Consider the following 13421-nt stretch of genomic DNA (forward strand, 5'->3'; position numbering starts at 1 on the left):
TTCTTCCCGTCCGTTGTTCTTATTTTGTTACCAAATTGCTTGCCATAGATATGAAAGAAACCATTGGAGAACGAATTTCGGTAGTAAGAGAAAGGCAGTTTCTGGAAGTTTTAATTTCCGGAAAAGGTAAGGTTTGGCAGGAGTCAGTGCTCTTTGCATGGGTCCTTATGTGGACTCTTATAGGAATCTATATCATTAGTTATATGTTCATGGTCGACATGACTGGAGAGCAGCGAATTTTCTTTTTGGGTTACCTGGTTTTTTGGGGATATTTCGAATATACCTGGGGACGCGCCTGGTTCTGGAAAAAATTTGGCGTCGAAAGGATTCGAATTTCAGATGGCCACCTCGAAATCAAAAATGATGTTAGAGGTTATGGCAAGGTAAAGCGGTACTTTCTGGAGAATATCCATGATTTAGGGGTGATCAATCAGAACGAGAAATCTTTTTCAGCGGTGTATTTTCGCTCCTTTTGGACGGTAGGTGGCGAAACGGTTGGCTTCGAATACATGGGGCAAAAGGTGATTCTTGGAAGGCAACTTCCCGCAGAGGAGGCTAGGCGGGTTGCTTCTTTAATTAGAAAGTACCTGAAAAGAAAATGATGAATCCGATAGCGATGGGATTCGAATTCAGAATTCAGAATTAAAAACCGTCGTTTTCACCCTTCTGGTTTTTACCCCTTCTCGATTTTCTTCAAGAACCAGGCTTTGGGCTTCGGGTTGTTCAAATACTTCTTTTAGGTTCAACACTCTTCCCATGGGGATGGAATGTTTTAGGCAGGATTTGAAAAAGTCTTCCCGCTTCCAGGTTCCAATTTTTTCTTGAAGGACTGCTTGCAACTCGGCTCTGTTTTTAACCCGGAGTTCGTTGCTAGCCAAAGAGGGAAGGGGCTCGATCGACAGAACTTTAAGGAGTGATTCAAATTGCTTGTTGTTTCCCACGGCTAAAACCAAGGGCAAATTATCAGAAGAATAGAACAAGTCTCCATAAGGAGCAATATTCGGATGGAGTGTACCCATTGGTTGAGGAACATGCTCTTCCATCAAGAAGTTGGTGGCTTGATTGACCAAAGAGGCCAGTGCTGCTTCATAAAGAGATACCGTTACCCGTTGAGGGCGTTTTTGATTAAGCAGGGCTACCAACAACCCTTCCTTCAATTGATGGGCGGCTAAGACATCTATAAGAGCCACCGGCATTTTTACAGGATCTCCATCGGGATGTCCGCTCATGGATATAAATCCGGTTTCTGCCTGCAGCACTACATCAAAGGCTGCTCGGGGCGAATCAGGACCAAATCCATTAATTTCTCCAACAATCAATTTGGGGTTGATCTCAATAAGATGGGCATAGGTGAGCCCAAATTTTTCTCCATCCCCATGTTTGAAATTGGTAATGACCACATCGGCTTCCTGAAGGTAGGATCGAAGAGTTTCGAAGTCCTCAGCGTTGAGGTAGTCCAGACGCAAAACCTCTTTGTTCCAATTTACCGAGGAATAATACGCCGATATAGGCGCCTCGCTGGATTCAGTAGGCAACTTCCACCGACGAGTGATGTCTCCGGCCTTGCGGCTTTCCACTTTGGTCACGGTGCAGCCCATTTCGGCAAAGAACATACCTACAGCAGGACCGGCAAGTACACTGGCCAGTTCTACTATTTTCAAATCTTTTAGCATGGTTTAAAGCGTTTTGCTGAAATCAACGATGGCTTCTCCGAAGCGCTTCCAGGACTTTTCGTCCTTCAGGTCTTGAATGTGTTGCTGGTAATCGATTCTTGGGTTTCGTTCATAAAACTCACGAATGCCACCCACCAACGATTCGGCCGAAGGCTCTTTGATAATATGCCCGGTCTTGTTGTCGTAGATAGTGTCTTTCAATCCACCCACATCGGTAGCCAAAATGGGTAGGTTAAAGTGATAGCAGATATAAGTAATCCCACTCTGCGTAGCCGACTTATAAGGAAGAATGCACACATCAGCGGCACTAAAGAAGGCTGGAATCTCCCGATCACTGATGTAATCATTAAAGAGGTGGATTCGCTCCTTGTTTCGGTTGGTATCAATCAACTGTTGATACTTGTCGAAGCTGGAATAGCTTTCACCCGCAATAATCAACTGGTAACTCTCATCCAACTGATCGAAGGCTTCAATCAATAAGTCCAGGCCTTTGTAGTCGCGGATAAATCCAAAGAACAAAAGCGTTTTCTTGTCTGGGTCAAGTTTCAGTTTTTGGCGGCTTGCCAAGGTATCCTCACGAGGGCCAAAGTGATCATATATCGGGTGGTCCATTCGTAGGCACTTGGCGTCGTTTCCGGCCATGGAATACAAATCGTCCTGAACTGATCCACTCATGGCAATAAAACCGGTATTTCTTTTGAGGAAGTAGTTGGTAAACGGTTTATCAATGATGCGCGATTCGTGTGGAATCACATTGTCCAAAATGGTAATCACCTTGGTGTGTGGAGCCATTCTTCCTGCAACCGTTCCAAGAGAAGGGCCGAAAAAAGACATCCAATATTTCATGATCAACAAATCCGGATTGAATTGTCGAATCTTTTTGGCGGTACTTAGGTAACTAAAGGGGTTAATACTGTCTAATACTTCAACACTATCGATGGGGTCAGCAAGATCGTCATCCGTTACGTATTGGGTTTTTCCAGGAAATAGAAAATCTGGGTACTGCCTGGAAAACGTAAAGGCTTTTACCTCATGTTCTTTTTCAAAAGCCCGGTAGAGTGAGGCGTTAAATTGAGCAATTCCCCCGCGAAAAGGGTAAAAGGTAGAGAGGTAGGCTATCCTCATAGAGTTTTTTCTTTGAGCGCTTCGGCGGCATCAAAAACGGTGTCCACAGACAAATCGTGCATACAGCGTCGTTCACGTGAACAGGTATTACCATAATAGCAATCACAGCCGGAAACCGGTTCAACGATCATCCCTCTACCGTAAAGTTCAAATTCGTATTTGTTGAAGATGTTATTAAACAACAACAACTCCTTCTTCAAGGCAATGGCGATATGCATCATCATAGATACTTGAGTAACGATAATGTCACAACTATCGGATAGGGCTATAAATTCAGCCAGCGAAAAGTGTCCTGGGTAGTAGGCTCCGGTTTCTTGGTGGTAAATCCGGTTTTGGTGATCTTCTTGTTCACCTCCAAGCAATACCGGAAAGTATCCGGCATTTTGCAGCCTTTTTATAAAATCAACCCAATATTGTTCGGGCCATAGTCTTGTTTGCCAGCGAGCTCCACATCCGGTATTTAATCCGATGATGGGCTTGCCCTCAGTATTTTCAGTTTGGAAGATTTGTTTCCACTTGGCCACAAGGGCTTTATCAATGTTGATCAAGTAGTCCTCATTTCTAAAATCAAAGTGACAGATTTCAAAAATCTCTTCCAGGTAATTCTTCGTGTTCTTGATGGATAGGTGATCAAAAAATCCAGTGAGCAACTTGTGCTCGGCTTTATCCGTTGCCGCATCTATGTGACCATTTTCCCAAGTAAAGCCGTATTTCTCTTTCGCATCTACTTGCTTGAGAAGCATACAGGCCTCTTTGTCTTTGTCCAGGTTTAGGGCAATGTCGAAAGTCTCATTCTGCAAAATGAAAAGGGACAAAGCATCGGGCTTGTAAATCCGATCGATTTGTTCCTTAGGCAAAACTGCTGGGCTTAAAGTCAACCAGGTAATGTGACAGTTTGGGTATTCGGCCCGGTATCGAGTTAAAAGAGGCGTGGTGCGAATAACATCTCCAATAGCACCCAACTTAATAATCAGAATGCGCTTGCTGATCGGAGAATAGTGAGAACAATCAGGACAAGCAACAGGCTCAATCTTGTTTGGTTTACAGGGGATATGCCCTTGAAAATGTTTACAATCGTAATGGATGTCGCTTAGTTTCATACTGACCCTTCAAATAATCGTTTACTGGATCGGAAATGCCCGGTATTCAGCCTTTTCAGAAAGCTGCAAACTTAGTGATTGATACGGGATTTTGCAAAATAGAAAACCCGCTAATGAATGGTTATCTGGCCTGGGATTGGGAAGGGGGAGATCGCCTTTACCAAAATTGATTCGCGTCGTGTGTATATTTGTTAGGAGCCGACGAGTTAAAATCGGTTCCAAAAACGACCGAAAATCCATCCATGAGAGTTGTTCATTCATCTATTCTTATCACCTGCATTAGCCTCTTTCTGTTGGGTTTGACTCCGAATATGGTTAATGGTCAGCATTCCGACTCCACCAGATTTCAGCGCAGCATGCAGTATGGAGGAGAGCTTAGCCTTTCTGGAAGATTGTTAAAATGGCCTGAGAATTCGTATTACTACAAACCCCAGGATGAGGTTTGGAAAAGCGCTTTTTATTATACCCGTTTTGCCTATCCTGCTTTGGGGGCTGTGGTGAGAATGAGAAATTCCGACGTTCATACTTTGGGAATCACTTACCATAAGACCAGTCGCGAAGAGTCATACTTGTCGCGGCAACCCTGGCAAACCACGGTTAGTGATTTCATTCTCTACTACCAATACCAGTATTGCCCGCTCAAAAAGTGGACGCAGAAAAAATGGGGGAGAGTAGCTCCCTTTATTGGAGGTAGGTTGCAATACAATAACAAACATGTGGATACCTACGAAAACCGTCCTCCTGACCAGGGCGACCAAAGTGAACTTAAAATCGATAGCTATTCCTCTACTTTAATGTTGCAAGCCTATCCGAGTATTCGCTTGGTCAATGAACAATTTTTTGCCGAATTGGGTATGGCGATCAACCTTTTGGGGTGGTACACCTACGATTATCATTATCGCTATAGCGGTTCAGGTTGGAACAACTTCTCGAATGAGTATTACACCTTTGACGATAGGAATAATCAACAGGGCAGTGATATTCTCACTCCAAGCGATTTGCAGAACAACGGATATCTGTTCAGCGATCTCGTTTTGAAGATTGGATTTGTGTTCTAAAAGAACCTCCCGTTTAAGAACAATCAATATTTCTGGAATGAAGCCGTTTAAATGGGGCATGTTAACACCTACCTTTTATCTCACCCTCTTTCTGCTTTCCATGTCTTTTGCGGCAAGTGCTCAAAACTACCTGCCTTACTTTCGAACCGTGGCTCGGGCCGAAACATTTTTGATGGACAGCCTGTATGAGGAAAGTTTGCAACGATTTGATTCAGCTTTTCATTTGGTCCCCTATGCCCAACCCAAGGATTTGTATTTGGCAGCTCAGGTTTCGGCCTACCTGAATCAAAATCAAAGGTGCTACAACTATTTAATCACGGGATTTGTAAACGGTATACCTCAAAGTGTTTTGGAGAACAATCCTTATCTCAAGCGATGGACCTCTACAGAATGGGGTAAAAAATTAACGCAAAGTCGTTTGGATTCCCTGTATGCGGTTAATGAAGAACGGATCAACACATGGTATAAAAAGAGAATGGCGGCCCTTTATCGTCAGGATCAACTCTTGCGTGATTCGTGTCACCTGCCCGTCGACTCATTCCCCGGTGGGCAGCAACAGAAAAACCTACTATATCAAAAATGGATGAAACAAGCCGATCGCCAATCCCGGCAAATTATGAGGTATACAGTGAAGTATGGATTTCCTTCATTCCAAGTGATTGGATGTGACGACAAGCGCTATTTTGAAGATTCAGATGATGGAGTTGGTTCTAAGTATGGAAGCATCATACTCTACCATTCAAAAACCTCCTGGGATTTATTCAAAAACGTATTGATGACTCAATTGGAACAAGGGAATCTAATTCCAAAACAATATGCCTTGATCCGTGATTTTGCAGCAAGGAACTATCAAACCGGATATAGACCCAATGCCAAGTATGGAAATTACGTCTACTACATTCGATGGAATGACCAGAAGAAAACACCTTGGAGCACTACCAAATTGAAGTGGGTGAACAAAAATCGATATGAAATCGGTTTGCCGCCTTATAGGGTTTATGAGAAGAAAGAAAACATGGCAGAGCAGTATTTTTGGGGCAGAGTAACCCTGTTTGAACATGTGGCTCCAATATTCGACCTTATGACCCTGGATGTTGATTGATGATTCCCTAAAATCAGGTATTTCTACGCTTGAAAATTCGATTGCTGGTTTCTTATTTTACGGGAATCCAAAAACCTTATTCTTCCATGAAAGCCTTACTCACCCGAAAAAACGCAAACGACAAACAAACTACTGGAACTTTTGAACTCTTTGATGAAGAGGGAAAAATCTTCCACGCCTTTTCCCTGGAGCTGCCCTGGAAAGACAATCAAGTAAGGGTGAGTTGCATTCCAACCGGAAACTACCGCTGCATTTATCGTGTGTCGCCAAAGTTTGGACCGAGTTACCTGGTGGAAGAGCCGGAAGGAGGACATGTGACCGGTCGAACGTGGATATTGATCCACCCGGGGAACTACCATACTCAGATTTTGGGCTGTATTCTTTTAGGGCGTACGCTTCAGGATATCAATGATGACGGTTACCGCGATGTAACGAGCAGCAAAGCCACAATCAAAGAGCTTATAAAACATGCTCCGGATGGGTTTTCGCTTACCATCGTGGACGATTGAATGGGATTGGAATCTACAGGTTCAAATCGAACAGCAATCCAACACTCATGGAGGGGAGAAAGATGTAGTCGTCGTCCATATCGTAGACTCCGTAGCCAACAGAAAACTGGAAATGGGCCGGAGAGGTAGGTCGACTCACATCACCTTTCACAGCCAGTCCGGCATTGTAAGTCGTGTTGGTCGTTTTGGTGTATTCAAATCCATTCCACTCTTCCCGGGTGGTTTGCCACATCGAAGTATTAAGGCCCATATAAATATCTACGGTACGGTTGTCTTTGATTTTTAAATCCAATTGAGACCCCATCAATAGGGTGAATTGATCCCTTGAGCCGATGGGTAAAGCAGAAAGAATGATGGCAAATTTTTCCTTGAATTCTCCGCCCAAACTAAAGCCCATACCTGAGTTACTTCCCAAATGAAGCCCGACTTTTGGAACAAAGACCGGTTTTGGGATAGAATCATTGACATATTGAGCGTGGGCGAGGTGTGATGCTCCCACAAGGAGAAGCGTGAGCAAGAAGAGTCGAGTTTTCATGATTAGTTTTTCATTAAAACTTAGGAAGAGTGAATTTAGTACATCTTTTTTAATCAGTTGCGACCCGTTGACTAACAGGTGCGATACCAGATGTTAGATGCGTCTGATCTTTTTTCTTAGCCTTTTCTTACAAACTCAGACTTAAGTTCCATGGCTCCAAAGCCGTCTATTTTGCAGGCTATGTTATGATCTCCTTCAATAAGCCGAATGTTTTTGACCTTGGTCCCTGCTTTTATGGGGCCGTTGGCTCCCTTCACGGTTAGGTTTTTAAGTACGATAATGGTGTCGCCATCAGTCAGGTTGTTACCGTTGGCATCTTTTACCACTAACTGATCGTCCAGTTCCACTTCATTGGGATTCCATTCATGACCACATTCGGGGCAAGCCAAAAGGTCGTTCATAGGATAGGCGTACGGAGAATTACAATTCGGGCAGGGAGGTACATCACTCATGCCGCAAATATAGGATTACAAGAGTTTGAAATTACCTTCGGTGATCGCTCTTCGAGCTCGGAGTTAAACCTGAAGATTCTAACAACTTTGCCATTCCGAAAGCGGCATACCGTCTGCAGAAATCAAGTAATCCAGGCGAAACTTAATCCCCGAATGCAATACCATAAATTCTTCTCCCTTTCGGGTATAAATATCCACGATTCGGTCTTCCACCACTTGCTCTTTTTCATCCGGATCCAGGTAGTGAATTTCAATCACCTTGCGGAGAGTAGCCAGATCGAGAAGCTTGTCATGGAAGGTGCAGTTGATGGGAGTGTATGCTGAATTCATTCGATTCGGATTAGACAACAAATTTAAAGAGAAGGAGTTTCTGAAAATGTTAGCACCCTACCATTGAGGCCTTGTCCTCGTGCTGGTGATGACCAACAGCGACTTCTGAAATGGGGCAGTTTAGAAAGAACTCAACCAAGAGTTGAATCCGGGTATGTACCTTATTCAAGTTGTTACGGACAATTCAGAACAAATTACCAGCAGATTCGTAGTGAAATAAACAGGTCATTATAGTTTAGTGATAGAGAAGCCGTCTCCTGAAATGGGGCGGCTTCTTTTTTTGGATGAATCTAAATGATCACCATGGATAAGGAATTTTCCAGCGGTTATTCTTTGATCAATCGGAAGGTCATGATCTCACCTTTGCTTTGGACCCGAATGAAATAGGGTCCGGGTTTTAATTCTTCCAATCCGGAGAGCTCGCTTCCACTCAGTGTTCCCGTTTTTACTTCACGCCCGGCGGGATCGTATAGGGTAAATTCGCTGTTCAGGTCGACGCCTTTAAAGTGGAGTTGATTCGAGAATGGATTAGGAAATATTCTTATTGATTGGTACACTGATGGAAGAGATGGGGAGGACAAAACATCTCCATAACTCCCGCAGAATTCTACCGAACAATCGTAGTAGACCTTAAACTTCCAAAAACGTCGATTGATGCATCCCGATGGACAATCACCCCAGCCGATCGAATAGATGAGTTCTACATGGTCAGAATTGATGGAACTTTGAATCGAATATCCATCCCCATATACCGATTCAAGTTCAGCCCAATGTACCCCTGGAATAGGGTTAAATGCTTCGGTTAAAGCCTGGATGTTGGTATTGCTGTCGCATTTCATATAAGCCGTATGAAATGGCATTGGAAGGCGGTAGGAATAGTAAAAGTCCAGTTGGATGTGGTACCGATTCATCAAACTATCGATGGTGGAGTTTCCGGTTGGAATAATTCCATTTTTTAGTTGTTGCATCCAGTTTAAAGTTGAGTCCGCGCTGACCGAAAAATTTCTGAGGTTTGGATAGGGGAAGGAATGGATGTTAAAACGATCAACCACCGTATCCCGAGCTGGTAAGGAGGTGGCATTATAAACGGCAATGAGGGCGTCTAAAATGGTATCGGAATGGGCTTTTGATATTTCCACACTATCGTAGAGAGGATGTTTCAGCTTTTGGAGATAATTCAAGGCTAATCGATCAGCATCATCCTGATAGAACTGAACCACACTATCAGGACCTGTACAAATGGAAGGAACCTTTTGAGCCCACAATGCAGGCGAAAGAATCAAAATGAGTAGGGCAGCATAGAGGTTTTTCATAGCGGTCGAATTTCGAGAGACTTGGGGTGTATCTACTTAATTGACAATTACCTTGTAGTTAGAGTTGGGTTTTCCATAGACAAAATGGATACCGAATTCAAACTTGGATAATGAGGGTCACAAAGTATTTCATGTTACTCGTGCTTGAATTTCGGACATCGGCAAAAAAGGGACTACGTCCCTCATCGAGATGAGCACCTTTGGCCGAAACTATAATTCAATTAATCAATTTATTACCATGAAAAAACTATCCTTTTTGCTCCTTTTCTTAGGAGTTTATGCAACTGTTTCAGCCCAGCGATCCTATTTACAAGGAATGGATTTGAACACCTTTAACTTAACCAATGCCCATCCCTGCTTTTGCCATTCCGACGGGGCGTTAATGTCAGCCAATCACACCCAGGGAAATGAGTTTCTGCTCAATAGAGTCCTCTACAATGGGGATACCGCTTGGGTAAAATGGTTTAAAACCCTTGATCCCATGTTATCTACCCGGGTGCTTAAAACCTCGCGGCTGTATAAGAATAACGATTACTTCTGGTTGGTTGCCGGTTATGAGGAAATTAGCGGGGGTATAGAAAATGGTCTGGTCATGATTGTGGACGACCACGGGCAAATCATCAAAAAAATCAATTTTGATGGGGTCAACAACAAAAACCATGTACTTGATATTCTTCAGGCAGGTAACCATATCTACATTACGGGTCATAGTAGGGATATTTTGAACGAGACCTATTCGAATGATGGCCGAGGATTCATTATCAAGCTTGATTTAAATCTCAATATAGTTTGGGATTATTGGTTTGATTCCGGAGCTACGCCAAATGATTATGATATGGCCGAGGATATTACCTACATAGAAACTCGTGGTAATGGAGATGTAGTCTTGTTTGTTACTGGTTCGAGAAATAAGAACAATACCACCGGGCAATCCACCACCTTGGCTTTGTTTTTAGAAGACAAGGGATCTACTTGTAATTTTTCAGATGTATCCTTTGTGGATACGGTGGCTACACCAGCATTCCGTCAGTGGGGTGCAGATGCCTTGGTTCATGATCAAAAGCTCTACTTACTCTGGAATAATGAAGATTACCACCACATGCAAATTATGCCTTTTGACATTTCGATGCAATCGCCTCAGTTCAACAATTCAATGGTTACTGATGTTAACGGCGGTCATTCTTTTTCTACGGGTTTTCAGTTATTCGCTGATCCTTCTGATCCTGAATATCTCTTAGCCTTCGGATATGGTGCAGGAGCCAACAGCGCTACGGTTTTTTTACGCCCTTTTTACGCTCAAATTCATAAAGATGGCATGGCGGGAGATCCCAATATCTTCTTTATGGAAGGCACCTATGCGAATGCCAGGCCAATTTGGCATCCGAATGATATTTATAGCTTAATGCCCTATTACATGTTCGAAACTCCCTCACAGGGAGGTTACGAGTCAGGATCGAATTATACTCCGGATTTTGTTGATTTTACCGGGGATCATTTGAATGCCCTTCATTATCATACAGCTGGAACTTCCCCTTCTGCTGTAGAGAATTTTCACCTTACACCTGGATCGTGGCATTGCGGAGAATATGGCTCAACAGGTTCATTTGGATCTTTTGGTTATAAGCCACTGCCTCCGGTTACATTCAGCAATTCTATCGCCAATTCCTATACGTCGAATGTATGGGTAGAAAACTGGAGCGTTGCATACCTGGATTGTCAGCCCATTACTCCGGAAGATAGATTTGGTTATGGTCCGGATGAATGGAACGGTATCTGCAAAGGCACTTATTGTTTCCCATCCTCCGGAGGTGGCGGAGGTATACTCTTCCCGAAGAAAGAAGTGACTTCAACGGAAGAAGCGAAAGAAGAAATTCAAAATCTATCCGTTTTTCCTAATCCTGCTGCGGATTATGTTCAAATCAATGGTTTGCAAGAAGACGTTTCTACCGATATCTACTTGTATGATCTCAATGGTGCCACGGTTGCTGAATTCCATGGTCAAAGTGCAGAGAATACCCGATTGAATACCCAGGAAGTTCAAGCTGGAACTTATATTCTAAAGGTGAATCAAGGGGATGCGCAATCTACCCTTCGGGTAATTATTCAGAAATAGAGCTTACCATACTCTCAAACCCAAAACCTCGTCTTTTTGTAAGGCGGGGTTTTGCTTTTTCAGAAGGCTATTCCTTCTATCTATTGAAAAATCACTTTCTTAGTCGAACTTCCATTCGCGAAACTGATCGTTTAAAATGAATTTGTTCCAAATCGTTTGGCCCGCCGTAAGATTCACCCTTCCGTTTAGTTTATGCCTTTTGCTTGGCCTGATCACCTGTTCTTGTCAAAGCAGCAACAAGGAGGTTGAGGCGATCCCTATGGAAGATTCAACCCATGCACAACCTAACTTGTATGCACTGGCTCACCAAAAGGCTACCCAAGAACTCAATCTGAACATCCTTCGTGAAGAAGTCGATTCCTTTGAACTTCGCTTGTGGGCCAAAGTTGAGGTAATGATTTATGGCCAGGTGTTGGTTATCAAAAAAGTGGACGGCAAATGGACCTGCCTGGATTACCGATACACTGAATCACAAAAAGAATGGGTGAATGAACTCTCTGCTGAGGAATATGTCACCCGTTTTAGCATCGACTCATTTTCGGTGACTAAACGAGAACCCCAATCCAATTGGAATCAATTCTTCAACAACATGCAAGAGCAGCAGCTATTCACCTTACCCGATCAACGAAATATTCCAAATTGGCAAAACCGGGTGACTGATGGCTATACCTATCATGTGGAATGGGCTACAAAAGACAACTACCAATTCATCAGCTACAATTGTCCTGATGTTTATCAAAATGATTACAATGAATGCCTTCGAATGACTGAAATTTTGGAAGTTTTTGATCGGGAATTTGGCTTGTATATTCCTGGCGGATTTCGGTGCGGTAGGTGATCAATAGATATAAAATGAAACATCTGATTTTAACGATTTCGGTTCTTCTCTTTTCTGGTCTGGCTTATGGACAGGAGTATGAAATCGATCAGGCAAAGATCAAGGAAGACCTGGATGAGATTCTAACAGATTTGTCCCACGACTACATTTATCTGTCGGATAAAAAGGTAGATCTAAACTGCATTCGAGACTATTATGAGCAACAAATTCCAAGCTTGAAAACGGAAGAACAAGTGGTGCTTTTTTTCGAATATCTTCTGGATGAGTTTTACGATAGCCATTTGATTTTATCCACCAACAGAAGTTCTTCTTACCGCTTGTACTCGCCGGTATATGCGAGCCTTCAGCAGGGGAGTCCCGTTATTACGCAGGTTTGGCAAACGCAGTTAAAGAGTCTCCAAATTGATTTGATCGGAGCTGAGGTAGTAAAAATGAATGGGGTTGACATGGACCAGGTCATTGAGAAATTCCCCACCCATTGTAACAACAAAAACGATGAACAGGTAAGGGAATGGATCGTCAACAAAATATTGGCAGGACGCTACAATCAGCCTCGGGTGTTAACGCTGAAATTAGCGAATGGGGAATCGACTGAAATGGATTTAGACCAGCTTGAATACCGATCCAATTCAGCGTTGCTAACAAGTTCCATAGAAAATGGAGTGGGTGTTATTCGGCTAAACAATTCCCTTGGAAATGGTAGGCTCATAGATGAATTTGACCAGGCTCTCAACGGTTTAATGAATACCGAAGGATTGATCATTGACCTGAGAAATACCGTGGACGGTGGCGACTCTTATATCGCACGGGCAATTATGGGCCACTTTATTCAGGAACTCAAACCCTATCAAAAACATTGGAGCCTAGAACAGTATGAGGAGGCGCCAGCCGTAGAGAGAAGTTGGACAGAATTTGTAAGCCCCAGAAAGGACTACTACTCCAAGCCGGTTGTTATTTTGGTAGGAAGATGGACCGGAAGCATGGGCGAAGGGCTGGCCATCGGTTTTGAAGGTATGGGCAGAGCAATAATAGTGGGTTCCGAAATGGAGCGATTAGCCGGTGAAATGAATGGTTATTCGTTCGTCCATCAAAATTTTGGATACCGAATTTCCACCGCAAAACTCTTTCATATTGATGGGACTCCCAGGGAGGAATATGTACCTGAGAATTATGTGACCCAAACTACCTATCAAAAAGACGAAGTTCTTGAAAAAGGAATAGAACTGATCAAGGCTCGCTAAAATCGAATTTGGGGATACCCGAAATGATAAAG

General features: G+C 43.2%; 15 protein-coding genes. 8 read left to right on the forward strand and 7 right to left on the reverse strand.

Annotation, left to right across the window (positions count from 1 at the left end):
• Positions 1 to 50 precede the first annotated feature (50 nt).
• Positions 51 to 602 (forward strand): hypothetical protein, encoded by a 552-nt coding sequence (locus KFE98_12305; GenBank protein ID UTW60807.1) that lies wholly within the window; start codon positions 51 to 53, stop codon positions 600 to 602.
• 27 nt (positions 603 to 629) lie between these two features.
• Here the strand turns inward: KFE98_12305 and KFE98_12310 are convergent, their stop codons facing one another.
• From KFE98_12310 to KFE98_12320, 3 genes are read right to left on the reverse strand one after another with little or no spacing between them, the layout of a single operon-like run.
• On the reverse strand, positions 630 to 1673 hold the full coding sequence (locus KFE98_12310) for a CoA transferase (protein ID UTW60808.1): 1044 nt from the start codon (positions 1671 to 1673) through the stop codon (positions 630 to 632).
• Between the two features lie 3 nt (positions 1674 to 1676).
• A complete protein-coding gene (locus tag KFE98_12315; GenBank protein ID UTW60809.1) occupies positions 1677 to 2798 on the reverse strand; it encodes a glycosyltransferase in 1122 nt (373 codons plus the stop codon).
• Entirely contained in the window at positions 2795 to 3898 is a 1104-nt protein-coding gene (locus tag KFE98_12320) for a glycosyltransferase family 9 protein (protein UTW60810.1), read from the reverse strand. Before KFE98_12320 ends, KFE98_12315 begins: the two co-directional genes overlap by 4 nt.
• 242 nt (positions 3899 to 4140) lie before the next feature.
• On the opposite strand from KFE98_12320, the gene KFE98_12325 reads away from it, so the two are divergent.
• The 3 genes from KFE98_12325 to KFE98_12335 all read left to right on the forward strand — a co-directional run bounded on the left by KFE98_12325 (position 4141) and on the right by KFE98_12335 (position 6567).
• On the forward strand, positions 4141 to 4956 hold the full coding sequence (locus KFE98_12325) for a hypothetical protein (GenBank protein ID UTW60811.1): 816 nt from the start codon (positions 4141 to 4143) through the stop codon (positions 4954 to 4956).
• A 37-nt stretch (positions 4957 to 4993) separates the two neighbouring features.
• The gene (locus tag KFE98_12330; GenBank protein ID UTW60812.1) at positions 4994 to 6058 is read left to right on the forward strand and encodes a hypothetical protein; all 1065 of its coding nucleotides are present in this window, start codon (positions 4994 to 4996) and stop codon (positions 6056 to 6058) included.
• 86 nt (positions 6059 to 6144) lie between these two features.
• Positions 6145 to 6567 carry a hypothetical protein gene (locus KFE98_12335; protein UTW60813.1) on the forward strand — a complete coding sequence of 141 codons (423 nt, stop codon included), beginning with the start codon at positions 6145 to 6147 and terminating at the stop codon, positions 6565 to 6567.
• A gap of 13 nt (positions 6568 to 6580) precedes the next feature.
• On the opposite strand, the gene KFE98_12340 is transcribed toward KFE98_12335, so the two are convergent.
• The 3 genes from KFE98_12340 to KFE98_12350 all read right to left on the reverse strand — a co-directional run bounded on the left by KFE98_12340 (position 6581) and on the right by KFE98_12350 (position 7884).
• Positions 6581 to 7102: a hypothetical protein gene (locus KFE98_12340; GenBank protein ID UTW60814.1), complete on the reverse strand. Its 522-nt coding sequence runs from the start codon at positions 7100 to 7102 to the stop codon at positions 6581 to 6583.
• A gap of 116 nt (positions 7103 to 7218) precedes the next feature.
• On the reverse strand, positions 7219 to 7554 hold the full coding sequence (locus KFE98_12345) for an alkylphosphonate utilization protein (GenBank protein UTW60815.1): 336 nt from the start codon (positions 7552 to 7554) through the stop codon (positions 7219 to 7221).
• Between the two features lie 78 nt (positions 7555 to 7632).
• A complete protein-coding gene (locus KFE98_12350; protein ID UTW60816.1) occupies positions 7633 to 7884 on the reverse strand; it encodes a hypothetical protein in 252 nt (83 codons plus the stop codon).
• Between the two features lie 154 nt (positions 7885 to 8038).
• On the opposite strand from KFE98_12350, the gene KFE98_12355 reads away from it, so the two are divergent.
• Complete coding sequence (locus KFE98_12355) at positions 8039 to 8104, forward strand: hypothetical protein (GenBank protein ID UTW64700.1); 66 nt, start codon at positions 8039 to 8041, stop codon at positions 8102 to 8104.
• Positions 8105 to 8210: 106 nt separating this feature from the next.
• Here the strand turns inward: KFE98_12355 and KFE98_12360 are convergent, their stop codons facing one another.
• Entirely contained in the window at positions 8211 to 9197 is a 987-nt protein-coding gene (locus tag KFE98_12360) for a T9SS type A sorting domain-containing protein (GenBank protein UTW60817.1), read from the reverse strand.
• A gap of 238 nt (positions 9198 to 9435) precedes the next feature.
• On the opposite strand from KFE98_12360, the gene KFE98_12365 reads away from it, so the two are divergent.
• The 3 genes from KFE98_12365 to KFE98_12375 all read left to right on the forward strand — a co-directional run bounded on the left by KFE98_12365 (position 9436) and on the right by KFE98_12375 (position 13389).
• Positions 9436 to 11310, forward strand: coding sequence for a T9SS type A sorting domain-containing protein (locus KFE98_12365; GenBank protein UTW60818.1), 1875 nt, complete (start codon positions 9436 to 9438; stop codon positions 11308 to 11310).
• Positions 11311 to 11446: 136 nt separating this feature from the next.
• Complete coding sequence (locus KFE98_12370; GenBank protein UTW60819.1) at positions 11447 to 12148, forward strand: hypothetical protein; 702 nt, start codon at positions 11447 to 11449, stop codon at positions 12146 to 12148.
• Positions 12149 to 12162: 14 nt separating this feature from the next.
• Positions 12163 to 13389 (forward strand): hypothetical protein, encoded by a 1227-nt coding sequence (locus tag KFE98_12375; protein UTW60820.1) that lies wholly within the window; start codon positions 12163 to 12165, stop codon positions 13387 to 13389.
• Positions 13390 to 13421: the final 32 nt, after the last annotated feature.

The sequence above is a fragment of the bacterium SCSIO 12741 genome, assembly GCA_024398055.1.
Lineage (GTDB): Bacteria > Bacteroidota > Bacteroidia > Flavobacteriales_G > Salibacteraceae > SCSIO-12741.

What these genes read in the sequence shown, in the direction of transcription:
- KFE98_12305 (UTW60807.1), top strand. Translation starts at nt 51, where the DNA reads ATGAAAGAAACCATTGGAGAACGAATTTCGGTAGTAAGAGAAAGGCAG.
- KFE98_12310 (UTW60808.1), bottom strand. Translation starts at nt 1,673, where the DNA reads ATGCTAAAAGATTTGAAAATAGTAGAACTGGCCAGTGTACTTGCCGGT.
- KFE98_12315 (UTW60809.1), bottom strand. Translation starts at nt 2,798, where the DNA reads ATGAGGATAGCCTACCTCTCTACCTTTTACCCTTTTCGCGGGGGAATT.
- KFE98_12320 (UTW60810.1), bottom strand. Translation starts at nt 3,898, where the DNA reads ATGAAACTAAGCGACATCCATTACGATTGTAAACATTTTCAAGGGCAT.
- KFE98_12325 (UTW60811.1), top strand. Translation starts at nt 4,141, where the DNA reads ATGAGAGTTGTTCATTCATCTATTCTTATCACCTGCATTAGCCTCTTT.
- KFE98_12330 (UTW60812.1), top strand. Translation starts at nt 4,994, where the DNA reads ATGAAGCCGTTTAAATGGGGCATGTTAACACCTACCTTTTATCTCACC.
- KFE98_12335 (UTW60813.1), top strand. Translation starts at nt 6,145, where the DNA reads ATGAAAGCCTTACTCACCCGAAAAAACGCAAACGACAAACAAACTACT.
- KFE98_12340 (UTW60814.1), bottom strand. Translation starts at nt 7,102, where the DNA reads ATGAAAACTCGACTCTTCTTGCTCACGCTTCTCCTTGTGGGAGCATCA.
- KFE98_12345 (UTW60815.1), bottom strand. Translation starts at nt 7,554, where the DNA reads ATGAGTGATGTACCTCCCTGCCCGAATTGTAATTCTCCGTACGCCTAT.
- KFE98_12350 (UTW60816.1), bottom strand. Translation starts at nt 7,884, where the DNA reads ATGAATTCAGCATACACTCCCATCAACTGCACCTTCCATGACAAGCTT.
- KFE98_12360 (UTW60817.1), bottom strand. Translation starts at nt 9,197, where the DNA reads ATGAAAAACCTCTATGCTGCCCTACTCATTTTGATTCTTTCGCCTGCA.
- KFE98_12365 (UTW60818.1), top strand. Translation starts at nt 9,436, where the DNA reads ATGAAAAAACTATCCTTTTTGCTCCTTTTCTTAGGAGTTTATGCAACT.
- KFE98_12370 (UTW60819.1), top strand. Translation starts at nt 11,447, where the DNA reads ATGAATTTGTTCCAAATCGTTTGGCCCGCCGTAAGATTCACCCTTCCG.
- KFE98_12375 (UTW60820.1), top strand. Translation starts at nt 12,163, where the DNA reads ATGAAACATCTGATTTTAACGATTTCGGTTCTTCTCTTTTCTGGTCTG.